The organism is Actinoalloteichus hymeniacidonis (genome assembly GCF_014203365.1).
GTDB lineage: Bacteria > Actinomycetota > Actinomycetes > Mycobacteriales > Pseudonocardiaceae > Actinoalloteichus_A > Actinoalloteichus_A hymeniacidonis.
Genome location: NZ_JACHIS010000001.1, coordinates 1,144,882 through 1,159,556, shown reverse-complemented (window position 1 = coordinate 1,159,556; position 14,675 = coordinate 1,144,882). Strand labels below are relative to the sequence as shown.

At 64.4% G+C, this 14,675-nt stretch carries 4 protein-coding genes and 3 rRNA genes; all 7 read right to left on the bottom strand.

All coding sequences use genetic code 11. The annotated features are described in order from the left end of the window. Positions 1-75: 75 nt before the first annotated feature. The 7 genes from BKA25_RS05280 to BKA25_RS05250 all read right to left on the bottom strand — a co-directional run bounded on the left by BKA25_RS05280 (position 76) and on the right by BKA25_RS05250 (position 14,616). Entirely contained in the window at positions 76-834 is a 759-nt protein-coding gene (locus tag BKA25_RS05280) for a type 1 glutamine amidotransferase (RefSeq protein ID WP_069851682.1), read from the bottom strand. Between the two features lie 300 nt (positions 835-1,134). Then, positions 1,135-1,251, bottom strand: a 5S ribosomal RNA gene (rrf, locus tag BKA25_RS05275). 149 nt (positions 1,252-1,400) lie between these two features. Continuing rightward, positions 1,401-4,512: ribosomal RNA gene (locus BKA25_RS05270) — 23S ribosomal RNA — on the bottom strand. Positions 4,513-4,892: 380 nt separating this feature from the next. Beyond that, positions 4,893-6,408: ribosomal RNA gene (locus BKA25_RS05265) — 16S ribosomal RNA — on the bottom strand. The 16S, 23S and 5S rRNA genes sit together here, the layout of an rRNA operon. Before the next feature lie 1,077 nt (positions 6,409-7,485). Continuing rightward, positions 7,486-11,406 carry an FkbM family methyltransferase gene (locus BKA25_RS28285; protein ID WP_157421234.1) on the bottom strand — a complete coding sequence of 1,307 codons (3,921 nt, stop codon included), beginning with the start codon at positions 11,404-11,406 and terminating at the stop codon, positions 7,486-7,488. 203 nt (positions 11,407-11,609) lie between these two features. After that, positions 11,610-12,953: a glutamine synthetase family protein gene (locus BKA25_RS05255; RefSeq protein WP_069851683.1), complete on the bottom strand. Its 1,344-nt coding sequence runs from the start codon at positions 12,951-12,953 to the stop codon at positions 11,610-11,612. A gap of 73 nt (positions 12,954-13,026) precedes the next feature. Then, entirely contained in the window at positions 13,027-14,616 is a 1,590-nt protein-coding gene (locus BKA25_RS05250; RefSeq protein ID WP_236750368.1) for an alpha/beta fold hydrolase, read from the bottom strand. Positions 14,617-14,675 lie beyond the last annotated feature (59 nt).

Below are 14,675 nucleotides of genomic sequence, written 5' to 3'. Positions count from 1 at the left end.
GCAGCATCGTCCGATGACGCCTCACGCGGAGCCGATGAGTAACGCGGCCCGCCACACCGGCCACGCCGGATCGAATCAGAGCAGCGGCAATCTGCGCCGCCCCGGACTACCGGGCACCAGACCGGCCTGCTGGCCCGCCATGGTCGCGAACCGCTCCACGATCGGCCGCCAGGTCTCGGTGATCTCCTCGACCGCGTCCTCGATCTTGCCGGGAGCGATCTGCACGGCGGGGAAGGCCTCGGCCAAATCCGGCGAGTTCGCCAACCAGCCCCGGACGACCTCTGCCGTCGCCTCGATGTGGAACTGGAAGCCGTAGGCGAGATCGCCGACCCGGAATGCCTGATTCTCGTACTTCGGCGAGGCGGCCAACCGCTGCGCGCCGGGGGGCAGCTCGGTGATCACGTCGCGGTGGGCCTGCATGACCAACGGCGTCAGCGGGAGGTCCTCCAGCAGGGCGTCCTGCTCGGCCGCGTCCCGCTTGGCCACCAGCCTGGCCCCCACCTCGGGACCGTCCTCGCCCGGTTCCACCATGCCGCCGGACACCGAGGCCAGCAGTTGGGCACCGAGACAGATGCTCAGCACCGGGATCCTGCGCCGAATCGACTCGGTCAGCCGCGCCCGCACCTCGACCAACCACGGATGGGCGCCGAGATCCTCCGCGCCCATCGGCCCACCGAGCACGACCAACGCATGGAAGTCGTCGAGAGCCGGGATCGGCTCGCGGTCGGCCAGCACCAGCTGGATGTCGACCCCCGCCGCGATCAACCAGTCGGCCAACGGGCCAGGGGGATCGCTCTGCGCGGGTTGGAGGATGAGTATCCGTGCCTTCGCCACCCCCTGATGCTAGAGCGTGGCCGCTAGGCCAACCGCCGCATCCCCGTCGAGGGTCGCTTGGCAGAGCTGGACGAGATCGTCGACCGAACGAGAATTCGATCGAAGCCGCTCGTCCAGGTTCGGTTCTGGGCAAACAAAAAAACGGTGTACCCACCCCGGTGCTGATCCAGTATCAGCTACCCGGTGGACACACCGTCACAAAAACCTAACTCGACACACAAAAAAAATGGTGGTGCAGATGCGGCGGGAGCACACACATGCTCAACCAACCACACCCACACCACCATATTTTCAGTTAAAGGTCGGCGGCGTCCTACTCTCCCACACCCCCACGGGTGCAGTACCATCGGCGCTGGAGGGCTTAGCTTCCGGGTTCGGAATGGGACCGGGCGTTTCCCCACCGCTATGACCACCGACACACCTGCGAACAAACAACCCAACCACCCGCTGTCCCTCCCCCGAACCCGAAACACACAGGAAAAACCTGAATGCTCCAGACCCCGAAGAGACACAACCCCGGTCAGGGTTGTTCCTTCAGAACCACACAGTGGACGCGTAGCACCTTCGTGAGCAAGTCCTCGGCCTATTAGTACCCGTCAACTCCACCCGTTACCGAGCTTCCATCTCGAGCCTATCAACCCAGTGGTCTACTGGGGGCCTTAACCCACAAAGGGTGGGACACCTCATCTAGGAACAGGCTTCCCGCTTAGATGCTTTCAGCGGTTATCCCTCCCGAACGTAGCCAACCAGCCATGCACCTGGCGGTACAACTGGCACACCAGAGGTTCGTCCATCCCGGTCCTCTCGTACTAGGGACAGCCTTCCGCAAGTATCCTACGCGCGCGGCGGATAGGGACCGAACTGTCTCACGACGTTCTAAACCCAGCTCGCGTGCCGCTTTAATGGGCGAACAGCCCAACCCTTGGGACCTACTCCAGCCCCAGGATGCGACGAGCCGACATCGAGGTGCCAAACCATGCCGTCGATATGGACTCTTGGGCAAGATCAGCCTGTTATCCCCGGGGTACCTTTTATCCGTTGAGCGACACCGCTTCCACCAGCCAGTGCCGGATCACTAGTCCCGACTTTCGTCCCTGCTCGACCCGTCAGTCTCACAGTCAAGCTCCCTTGTGCACTTACACTCAACACCTGATTGCCAACCAGGCTGAGGGAACCTTTGGGCGCCTCCGTTACCCTTTGGGAGGCAACCGCCCCAGTTAAACTACCCACCAGGCACTGTCCCTGAACCCGATCAGGGTCCGAGGTTAGACATCCAGTACGACCAGAGTGGTATTTCAACGATGACTCCACAACCACTGGCGTGATCGCTTCACAGTCTCCCACCTATCCTACACAAGCCGAACCGAACACCAATACCAAGCTATAGTAAAGGTCCCGGGGTCTTTCCGTCCTGCCGCGCGTAACGAGCATCTTTACTCGTAGTGCAATTTCGCCGGGCCTGTGGTTGAGACAGCGGAGAAGTCGTTACGCCATTCGTGCAGGTCGGAACTTACCCGACAAGGAATTTCGCTACCTTAGGATGGTTATAGTTACCACCGCCGTTTACTGGCGCTTAAGTTCTCACCTTCGCCCCCAAAGGAGCTAAGCGGTCCCCTTAACGTTCCAGCACCGGGCAGGCGTCAGTCCGTATACATCGTCTTACGACTTCGCACGGACCTGTGTTTTTAATAAACAGTCGCTTCTCCCTGGTCTCTGCGGCCACACAACGCTAGCCCGAAAAAGGCTTCACGCCACACGGCCCCCCTTCTCCCGAAGTTACGGGGGCATTTTGCCGAGTTCCTTAACCACAGTTCACCCGATCGCCTCGGTATACTCTACCTGACCACCTGTGTCGGTTTGGGGTACGGGCCGCCTGGATACTCGCTAGAGGCTTTTCTCGGCAGCATGGGCTCACTCTACTTCGCCTCAATCGGCTACGCATCACGTCTCACCCATCACGCTCCAACGGATTTACCTATCAGAGCAGGCTACACGCTTACACCAGTACTACCACTCACTGGCGGAGCTACCCTCCTGCGTCACCCCATCACTTGACTACTACCAGCTCAGATCCCGCGCAGACCACCACCACCCCCGAAAGGGCAACAATAATCCGGGCGGTTAGTATCACCAGCCTCGCCATGGGCGCATCCACACGGGTACGGGAATATCAACCCGTTGTCCATCGACTACGCCTGTCGGCCTCGCCTTAGGTCCCGACTTACCCTGGGCGGAATAACCTGGCCCAGGAACCCTTGGTCATACGGCGGCAGAGTTTCTCACTCTGCTTTCGCTACTCATGCCTGCATTCTCACTCGCACACCATCCACGACTCGTTTCCACGGCCGCTTCACCCGATGCACGACGCTCCCCTACCCATCCACACACCTAGACCTGATCCGAAAACCAGGCCGAGCACACGTGTGAATGACACAGCTTCGGCGGTGCGCTTGAGCCCCGCTACATTATCGGCGCAGGACCACTTGACCAGTGAGCTATTACGCACTCTTTAAAGGATGGCTGCTTCTAAGCCAACCTCCTGGTTGTCTGGGCGACCCCACATCCTTTCCCACTTAGCGCACACTTAGGGGCCTTAGCTGGTGTTCTGGGCTGTTTCCCTCTCGACTACGAAGCTTATCCCCCGCAGTCTCACTGCCACGCTCTCACTCACCCGCATTCGGAGTTTGGCTGACGTCAGTAACCTTGTAGGGCCCATTAGCCATCCAGTGCTCTACCTCAGATGAGAAACACGTGACGCTGCACCTAAATGCATTTCGGGGAGAACCAGCTATCACGGAGTTTGACTGGCCTTTCACCCCTACCCACAGCTCATCCCCCAGGTTTTCAACCCTGGTGGGTTCGGGCCTCCACACGGTCTTACCCGCGCTTCACCCTGGCCATGGGTAGATCACTCCGCTTCGGGTCTAGGACACGCGACTCAACCGCCCTATTAGGACTCGCTTTCGCTACGGCTACCCCACCCGGGTTAACCTCGCCACATATCACTAACTCGCAGGCTCATTCTTCAAAAGGCACGCCATCACCCCGAAAGGCTCTGACGGCTTGTAGGCATACGGGTTCAGGTACTATTTCACTCCCCTCCCGGGGTACTTTTCATCTTTCCCTCACGGTACTAGTCCGCTATCGGTCATCAGGAAGTATTTAGGCTTAGCGGGTGGTCCCGCCAGATTCACAGCAAATTTCACGAGCTCGCTGCTACTTGGGAACACGACCAGGAGACGCCAGGTTTTCGCGTACGGGAGTATCACCCTCTACGCCGGTGCTTTCCAGACACCTTCCGCTAACCACAACGTTTTCTCACTCCTTGCCAGCTCAGCAGCGCCGGCCGATCGGTCCCACGACCCCGCACACGCAACCCCTGCCAGGTATCACACGTGCACGGTTTAGCCTCTTCCGCTTTCGCTCGCCACTACTCACGGAATCACGGTTGTTTTCTCTTCCTACGGGTACTGAGATGTTTCACTTCCCCGCGTTCCCTCCACACACCCTATATATTCAGATGCGGGTGACACCCCATGACGGGTGCCGGGTTTCCCCATTCGGACACCCTCGGCTCATAGCTCGGTTGACAGCTCCCCGAGGATTATCGCAGTCTCCTACGTCCTTCATCGGCTCCTGATGCCTAGACATCCACCGTATGCCCTTAATAACTTGACCACAAAGATGCTCGCGTCCACTGTGTAGTTCTCAAAGAACAACGAACCCACCCGCACCCAGTACCCACCCACCCCCACCAACGGAAGCGGTATAGACACCACGGACAGACCCATCTGTTCACAACCAAGAGACACCCAACCCCCTTCAAGGGGGCCCCGTGTTCTCTCAGGACCCAACAGTGTGTCGACCCCAACCAGACATGACCACCAGAATGCTTTCCACGCCCACCGAAGCAAGCAGTACTCACACCACCGACAACCACACCCCATCGGGGGTAACCAGCAGTCCACATCCACTGAGCAGCCGCCGTCCACCACACTCGGGCAGACCAGACGACAACCCCACCACAACCAAAGCTGTGAGTGAGAAGTGCTCCTTAGAAAGGAGGTGATCCAGCCGCACCTTCCGGTACGGCTACCTTGTTACGACTTCGTCCCAATCGCCAGTCCCACCTTCGACCACTCCCCCCCTTGCGGGTTGGGCCATGGGCTTCGGGTGTTACCGACTTTCGTGACGTGACGGGCGGTGTGTACAAGGCCCGGGAACGTATTCACCGCAGCGTTGCTGATCTGCGATTACTAGCGACTCCGACTTCACGGGGTCGAGTTGCAGACCCCGATCCGAACTGAGACCGGCTTTATGGGATTCGCTCCACCTCACGGTTTAGCAGCCCTTTGTACCGGCCATTGTAGCATGTGTGAAGCCCTGGACATAAGGGGCATGATGACTTGACGTCGTCCCCACCTTCCTCCGAGTTGACCCCGGCAGTCTCCCATGAGTCCCCACCATTACGTGCTGGCAACATGGAATAAGGGTTGCGCTCGTTGCGGGACTTAACCCAACATCTCACGACACGAGCTGACGACAGCCATGCACCACCTGTACACCGACCTTGCGGAAACCCCGTCTCCGAGGCTGTCCGGTGCATGTCAAACCCAGGTAAGGTTCTTCGCGTTGCATCGAATTAATCCACATGCTCCGCCGCTTGTGCGGGCCCCCGTCAATTCCTTTGAGTTTTAGCCTTGCGGCCGTACTCCCCAGGCGGGGCGCTTAATGCGTTAGCTACGGCACGGAGGACGTGGAAATCCCCCACACCTAGCGCCCACCGTTTACGGCGTGGACTACCAGGGTATCTAATCCTGTTCGCTCCCCACGCTTTCGCTCCTCAGCGTCAGTATCGGCCCAGAGACCCGCCTTCGCCACCGGTGTTCCTCCTGATATCTGCGCATTTCACCGCTACACCAGGAATTCCAGTCTCCCCTGCCGAACTCAAGTCTGCCCGTATCGACTGCACGCCCAGGGTTAAGCCCCAGGTTTTCACAGCCGACGCGACAAACCGCCTACGAGCTCTTTACGCCCAATAATTCCGGACAACGCTCGCACCCTACGTATTACCGCGGCTGCTGGCACGTAGTTAGCCGGTGCTTCTTCTGCGCCTACCGTCACTTTCGCTTCTTCGGCGCTGAAAGAGGTTTACAACCCGAAGGCCGTCATCCCTCACGCGGCGTCGCTGCGTCAGGCTTTCGCCCATTGCGCAATATTCCCCACTGCTGCCTCCCGTAGGAGTCTGGGCCGTGTCTCAGTCCCAGTGTGGCCGGTCGCCCTCTCAGGCCGGCTACCCGTCGTCGCCTTGGTAGGCCATCACCCCACCAACAAGCTGATAGGCCGCGGGCCCATCCCACACCGCCGGAACTTTCCACACACCACCATGCGATGGCATGTCATATCCGGTATTAGCCCCGGTTTCCCGAGGTTATCCCAAAGTGCAGGGCAGGTTACCCACGTGTTACTCACCCGTTCGCCGCTCGTGTACCCCGAAGGGCCTTACCGCTCGACTTGCATGTGTTAAGCACGCCGCCAGCGTTCGTCCTGAGCCAGGATCAAACTCTCCATCAATGAATGATGAGAATCAGACCATGACTGATCTATATCTTCTCAAAGGAATCCTCTACAACGGAGGATTTTGAAACAACCAAACAAGCTCTGCTGGCTATTATCTCGACACACTGTTGAGTTCTCAAAGAACACGCGCACCACCACCCACACCACACTGTCGTGGTTTCAGCGGTGAACGCCTCGTGTTGATTCATATTTATTGTGTTCCACCCACCGGAGTGGGCTTCGTCGTACTGGTGAAGCTTATCAGAGCCACTCCGTAACCCCAAATCCGGGGTTTTCGGTGTTTCTCTCGGCTCGCTGTGGTGATACCTTAGCAAGTTCCGATTTTCGCTGTCAAATCGGGGGGCAACCTCGCAGTCACAACCCGATCCCACCCGAAACCGACACCCGAAAGGCACTGGCCACGACCGAACCGTATTTATATTTCAAAACCGTATCCCGCCGCCGATCACATTGTCAAATCGACTCGATCTGGATTTCTCCAGCCGGTGACGACTGCGGTATTAGGTTATCAAAGTCGAATTTGGCGGCGTATCCGGGGTCCGCGTTCTTCGCGCTAGGCGAATTACTTGAACCAGGAGCGCCGAAACAAACTCGGCTATGCATTTGTCAAAACCGTAGACCGTCGTTGATCACCGTGTCAAATCGGCTCATTCGAAACGAATCGAGCGTTTTCGACATTCATTCGACGATTGTCGACGGTATGTTTTTTTCAACGCCCAACCAAGTACGCAGACAATCAGGCCACCGTACTGCGACTCTGCGTGAGTCCAGCGTAGGCACCTGAATGCAGCGAAGATCGAATGGACCGCCGAGATATCGAACGGACCACGCGAAACAAGTTTGGGATGCCGCAAGATCGTACCCGGTTCGTTTCGCAACGTCAAATTGCTCGACCCGGTGGAACTCGGTGTTGCTCGGAGAACGTTACCACCGAGCAAAACCGCCTTGACACCGACCCCCACCAGGCTCATGTTCGACCCGATTGAAGATCCGCGCTCCGTGCGGCACGGGGAAAAGTACGGACCGCGCCGCACGGAGTCAAATCAGCTGGTCATCGGGGCCGTGGCTGTGCTAGGCCTCCCGCTCGACGCTGGGGCGGAGCCACAGCCGGGCACCTCCGTCCGGCGCCGTCCGCACGACATCCGCTACCGAGACCACCTCGCCGGTATCCGCCAGGGCGATCTCGTAACCCCAAGACTGGAACTCGTTGAGCACGGCGGAGGGTTCGGTACCCGCGCGCCGGGTCATCGCGGGCGAGAACGTGCAGACGATGTGCGGCCGGTCCCGGCGCAGCAATCGGATCAGCCCGCCGAGCGCCCGCTGTGTGCAGCCAGGGGTGTCGACGCGCACCACCGAGATTCGCAACCCCTGCAACTCGGTCAACCCATCGAGGTGTCGATCCAGTCGCACCGCCTCGACCGTCGACTGCTCGGCAGGGGCCTCCGGGCCGCCTCCGGGCGGCTGTTGGACCTCCGCGGTGTTCGCATCGGAGAACAGATCCACGTTCGGTTGTGGATTGATCCGCAATCCGCCACCGGCGGCGGGTTCGGCCGGGACACTGCCCGGCTCGTCCCAGGCCGCCGCCGCGACCACGGTGAGACGCCCGGCGGCGGCGGGACTCACGTTGACCGCCACATTGCGACGCAACAGGGCCGCCGTCTTCTCACAGGGCTCGACGGCCACCACCGCGCCGCGCGAACCGAGCCTGCTCAGCACCCGAACGGTCTGGTACCCGACATGGGCCCCGATATCGAGGAACACCCCGTCCGGTTCCAGCAGCGAATCGATCAGGGTGGAGAACTCCGGCTCCCAGACCCCGTGCGTCGACAGCCAGGGCAGCATCACGCCGTCCTCGGCGGGCAGCCGGATCAGACCGGCATCCGAGAGGACCAGCGAACTTGGCGGGCCGTCCGGCACGCCGACCTGCCGCTCGTGTTCGCGGACCACGACCCGCCGCAGCGCGTCCGCGGTCCGAGCCGTCCGCTCGACGTCGTGCAGCCGCGAGGCCAGGGCCCCGTCCCGCTCCCGCAGCGCGTCGGCGACCCGCGATTCCAATGAGTCGATCCGGTCCAGCGTCTTGTCCAACGCCGCCGTCAGCCGGTCCAGTCGTTCCGCCACCAGATCGACTTGGCGGACCCGGGTGGCCGATTCCGCGGTCGCGGCCTCCTCGACGGCACGCAGGCGACGTTGCTGGCCGCCGAGGTCGGATCGGGCGCGGACCACCGCGTCATCGGTGCCGACGAGGTGCTCGGCGAGCTGCCCGCGCTGTCGATCGATCCTCGCGATCTCCGCCCGCAGCGCGTCCAACTCCATCGGCTCGATCCCACCGGCCGACTCCTCCTGCCTGCGCAGCAGTTCGGCGGCGGTGCGCTCGACGCCGTCGATCAGCGAGCGCATCACCTCGCGGAGATGTCCGTCGTAATGGCTCAACGCCTTGAGCATCGCCCGTTGCAGCGCCGGGGCCAGCGGCATCCGACCGCCCTGGGAACCGACCTCCGGCGCCCGATGCAGGGCGTGCCGGGCCGCGACCAACGGCTTGAGCGGATCGTCCTCGGCGGGCCGCAGCTGGGCGCGAGCCTGCCGCCAACCCCGGTAGGCGACCTCGACCAGCCCGCGTACCTGTTGGGCCGCCCAGTTCGCGTTCCGGGCCGCCAAGGCATGTTCCCTGGCGGCGGAGCCCAGGTCTGCGACCGATTCGGGCGCGTCGGCGAACCGACGCAGTATCTCGGCGGCCGAGCGCATGTCGGGTTCGCTGCGCCCCTCGAAACACGGCACCAACGCCGCGAGGTCGTCACCGAGCAGGTCGGCCGCCGAACCGTGATCGCTGGCCAACACGGGCACACCGCGCGCGACGGCCCGCAGCAGCCAGAGGGCGACGTCGTCGCCCCCGGTCACCGATTCGGCCTCCCGGTGCAGCGACACGATGCAGTCGGCCGCGTCGATCAGCCCGTCGCGGTCGACCTTCGACGCATCCAGCAGCACCACTCGACGGTCGGCGGCCGTCGCCAACCGCAGGCGCTCCGCGCCCTCCTGATGCTCCCTGGCACCGGAGACCCGCAGGACCAGTCGGACCTCGGGACGGTCGGGGAAGGCCGCGAGGAAGGTGCCGACCAGACCGAGCGCGTTGTCCCGCCGCTCGTCGGCGTGGTCGACCAGCGCGGCGAACACCATGCCGTCGTCCAGGCCCAACCGCGCCCTGGCCGCCTTGCGGGCGGGCAGGTCGATCTGGCCGACCTCGGGGACCGGCAGCGGCAGTACCCGCACCGGCCTGCCCGCGTGCGGCATCCGGGATCGGGTGGTCTCGGACAGCACCCACAGTTCCGCCGCCGACGTCGAGACGGCCGCACCGTCCACACACACCTGGACCAACTGGCGATCGGGCATCGACAGGGTGTGTCCGGTGCAGTCCAGCACCACCGGGTAGATCGGTTCCGCGGCCGAGGGCAGCCCGGAGGCCTCCACGGCCGACCGCAACAGGTCGGCCACCGGGTGATCGCCCAGAACCGAGACGCCGAGCTGATCCAGCAGTTCCACCCCGGCGAACTCCGGCACCGAGGGCACCACCTCGGGATGCACCCGGCCGGAGGACAAACCGGGGCCCGCGCACCAGGCGCGGAAGCCCTCGGCATCGGCGCCGAAGGGATCGGGGAACTCCTGATGCAGCGCGGAATCGCCCCGCCACACGGCCGCGACCCATCGATTGCCGCCCGCGCGTTGCTGGGCCGGGTCCCCCGGTTCGCCCGCCCAGGTCAGGAAACTCCTGGCCTGGGTGATCTGGTCATCGCCGAATACGGCGAACGCGGCGGGCGGCGGGTCGACGTCGGCCCGTTCCGAGGCCATCCAGCCGCCGTGGAAGTCGCGGCGCAATTCCAGCGGCAGCACCACGCCGTCGGGCAGGACGTCCAGTCGGGACCCGCTGCTCGCGGGTGAGCCCGGAGCCGGTGCGGCGGCGGTCGATTTGCCGAGTTCCTTCAGATAGGCGGCGCAGAGGCCCGCCAGCTCGGGGTGCTCCGAGAGCAGCACGCGAGGCCGGTCGCTGACCCTGGTGGAGAACAGCCAGGGGCGTTGCGGGTCGAAACCGTCGAAGTGCACGGTGCGCAGCGGGATGCCCTCGGCGATCATCAACAGCCCGTCCTCGGCACGCCACAGCGCACGCTGCGCGGCGTTCCAACTGGACAGTCCGACGCCCGCGTCGCGGAGCACCCGGTGATCGACGAGCGCGGGGGCCCCGTCCAGGAATCCCGCGCCGTACGGTGCCAATCGGGCCTGCTGCGCCCAGGAGTGCAGGAAGTCCTCGGCTCCCGGCGCCACCGCGACCAGACCGGTGTCGAAGGTGCCGTCCGAGGCCAGTTCCTCGGCGGCGGGCCGAAGACCGTCCCTGGGCAGTGGTTCGAGCACCCGGGGGGCCAGCACCAGCGGGCGTTCGTGCACCGCCGGAACGACCCGGTCCAGCAACGGACCCACCACGTAGACCCAGGGATCCAGGTAGAGGACCGGGTAACCGGCGCGCAACAGGTGGGCCAGCAGCCGAGGGCGCAGCACGGCCCGCAGCTCCTCGGCGGTGCAGGCCGTCGCGAGCCGGTTCAACTCGCCGTCGGAGATCCCGATGTCGGCGGGTCGAAGTACCTCGCCCGCCGGGTCCGCCGCGTCCTCGTCGGACACCGCCGGATCCAGGCTCAGGAGGATGAACCGGGTGTCCGGATGCTGATTGGTCAGCGATCGACGCAGCACTCTCGCGGCCGGCGTCTCGCCCGCGAGCGCGATCGAGCAGACCGAGATCGCCCAGGCCACCGGTACCTCGGCGGTATCACCGATGATCTCCGAGGTGGTCGACGGTTCGCCGTCGAGCTCCACGTTCTCCTCAGGCCACTGCGCCTCCAGCTCGTCCTCGGGAGGACCGGCTTCGGTCTCGGCGGCGGCGTCTGAAACGGCAGGCTGGTCTCCAGCGGCGAGGTAGGCGATGCGCTCGCCGTCTACTGGCACATCCGTCACGGAGGCGAACCTATCGCCTCCGTGGTTCGGCCTGCCGCCTCGATCCCATCCGGCCGACGGCTCGCGGGCCGCGAGTGATCACCGCCCACCGTCGGTGGTGGGCGGCGATCGGGCATGAAGTCCGAGGTGGACGCGGTGGACAGCCCGCTTACACCGGTTGCCCTGGCGGAGGAATCCGTCCGGCCGGTGGGGCGGAAACGGGTTCACAGCATCGGCATCATGGTGCGCAACTCGTACGGCGTGACGTGGCTGCGGTAGGCATCCCACTCGGCGCGCTTGTTGCGCAGGAAGAAGTCGAAGACGTGCTCGCCGAGCGTCTCGGCGACCAGTTCGGAGGACTCCATCACCTCGAGGGCCTCGATCAGGTTGTGCGGCAGGCTCGCGTACCCGGCCGCGCGCCGTTCCCGGTCGCTGAGCGACCAGACGTCGTCCTCGGCGGCGGGCGGTAGCTCGTAGCCCTCGGCGATGCCCTTGAGACCTGCGGCGATGATCAGGGCGTAGGCCAGGTACGGGTTGCAGGCGGAGTCGAGACTGCGGATCTCCACCCGGCGGGACGACGCCTTGCCCGGCGAGTACATCGGCACCCGCACCAGGGCGGAACGGTTGGAGCGGCCCCAGCACACCGCGCTGGGGGCCTCGCCGCCGGTGATCAGCCGCTTGTAGGAGTTCACCCACTGGTTGGTCACGGCGGAGATCTCTCTGGCATGTCGGAGCAGACCCGCGACGAACGCCTTACCGATGTCGGACAGCTCGTGCGGGTCCTCGCCGTCGTAGAAGGCGTTGCGATCGCCCTCGAACAGGCTGACGTGGGTGTGCATGCCCGAGCCTGCCTGCCCGGTGAAGGGCTTGGGCATGAACGAGGCGTTGACGCCCTGCTGGATCGCGACCTCCTTCACCACATAGCGGAAGGTCATCACGTTGTCGGCCATCGTGAGCGCGTCGGCATAACGCAGGTCGATCTCCTGCTGGCCCGGCGCGGCCTCGTGGTGGCTGAACTCCACCGAGATCCCCATCGCCTCCAGGGTCTCGATGGCCCGCCGCCGAAAGTGCGGGGCGGTGTTGTGGCTGGCCTGATCGAAGTAGCCGCCGGAGTCGGCCGGGATGGGCTCGGTGCCGTCGTCGGGCAGGTTGCGCAGCAGGTAGAACTCGATCTCGGGGTGGACGTAGCAGGTGAAGCCCGCCTCGGTCGCCTTGGACAGGGTGCGACGCAGCACGTGACGTGGATCGGCCCAGCAGGGCGAGCCGTCCGGCATCGTGATGTCGCAATACATTCTGGCCGAGTAGTGCTCGCCGTCCGGGGTCTCCCAGGGCAGCACCTGGAAGGTGGCCGGGTCCGGCCGGGCCACCATGTCCGACTCGTAGGCCCGCGCGAAACCCTCGATCGCGGAACCGTCGAAACCGATGCCCTCGGCGAAGGCGCCCTCCAGTTCGGCCGGGGGCACCGCCACCGATTTGAGGAAGCCGAGCACGTCGGTGAACCACAACCGAACGAATCGGATGTCCCGCTCCTCGAGCGTGCGAAGGACGAACTCCTGCTGGCGATCCATGAGCGGCAGCGTAGGCAACGCCGATGAACGGCGTGCTACGCCTCGCCGTTCATCGGCATCGAACCCCACGGTCTCAGCAGGTGGCGTCCTCCGCAGGCACCTCGAGGTCGATCAGATACCGGATGCCGATCTCGTCCACACAGGACACGCCCTGCAGGAAGACGCCGTGCTGGGTGCCCTCGAAGGTCAGCAGGCTCGCGTCGAGCGCGGCCGCGAGGTCGACGCCCGCCTGGTAGGGCGTGGCCGGGTCACCTGTGGTGGAGATCACCAGGGTTTCCGGCAGCGTGTCGACGTCGAACTCCAGCGGCTCGGCGGTGGCCTCCACGGGCCAGAACGAGCAGACATCGCGGATTCCGCCCGGTTCCCGACCGTCGTCGAGGAAGGGGGCGGCCTCCCGGTAGCGGCGCTCGGCCTCCTGCGCGGTCTCGACGTCCATCCGTTCGGTCTCGTCGACACAGCGGATCGCATTGAACGCGTCGGTCATGTTCGAGTACTTACCGGCGCCGTCCCGACCGTGGTAGAGGTCGGCGACCAGGATCAGCATGTCGCCCTGCCCGAGCGCGAGTTCGGTCAGGCCCATCTCCAGCGGGTCCCACAGGTCCTGGGTGTAGAGGGCCTGGACGACGGCCGTCTCGGCATCGTCGTAGGACAGCTGCCTGCCGTCCTGGGTGGGCAGCGGATTGTCGATCAGAGGTTCGACCAGTCCTCGGAACACCTGCGCGGCCTGCGCGGGGTCGCCGCCGAGCGCGCAGGTCTCCATCCCGGCGCACCAGGCGGCGAAGGCGTCGAACGCCTGTTGGAATCCGGCGCCCTGGGCGACCAGTTCGTCGACGGCGTCCTGGTCGGGGTCGACGGCGCCGTCCAGGACCAGGGCCCGCACGTTCTCCGGGAAGGCATCGGCGTAGGCGCTGCCGAGCGAGGTTCCGTAGGAGAAGCCGAGGAAGGAGAGCTTCTCGTCGCCGAGCACCGAGCGCAGCAGGTCGATGTCCTTGACCGCGTCGACGGTGCCGACCTTGGCCAGCAGGTCGGTGCCGGAGCGCTCGACGCATCGCGACACGTACAGCTCCAGGCGCTCCTCCGCGGCCGCCACTCCTTCCGGCGAGGTGTCGACGCTGGTGATCAGGCGGTCCTCGTCGGCCTCCTCGTCGGTCAGGCAGCGGACGGCGGGCTCGCTGGTCCCGACGCCGCGCGGGTCGAAGCCGATCAGGTCGAAGCGCTCGCCGAGCTCGGTGCCCGCGACGGCCGAGGCGAGGCCTGCACCGGCGACGACACCGGATCCGCCGGGACCACCGGGGTTGACCAGCAGCGATCCGATGCGGTCCGTCTCGTTGTCCGCAGGGCGCCGGACCAGGCCCAGGCTGATCGTGTCGCCCTCGGGGTCCGCGTAGTCCAGGGGTGCCTCGGCACGGCCGCATTCGAGGCCGTCCTGATTGAGTAGCGCCGATTCCTCGGGCGCCAGGGCGAAGTCCTCGCAGGAACCCCATTCGATCGCTTGGCCGTAGAACTCCGACAGGCCCTCGGGCACCACGCCCGCCGGTCCGCGTTGTTCCACCGCGATTTCGGGTTCCGGAGCGCCGTCCACCGAGGTGGTGCAGCCCGCAACGAGTCCGGAGATGGCCAGCAGAGAGATCGCGAACACGGGGGTTCGACTCAGATGTCGCACGGGTAGATCCTGCCAGTGCGCGGTGACACCGGCCGTACCTGCTGTCGTCTCCGAGATCC

Coding starts and splice junctions, on each gene's coding strand:
- BKA25_RS05255 (WP_069851683.1), bottom strand. CDS start 12,953: ATGGATCGCCAGCAGGAGTTCGTCCTTCGCACGCTCGAGGAGCGGGAC.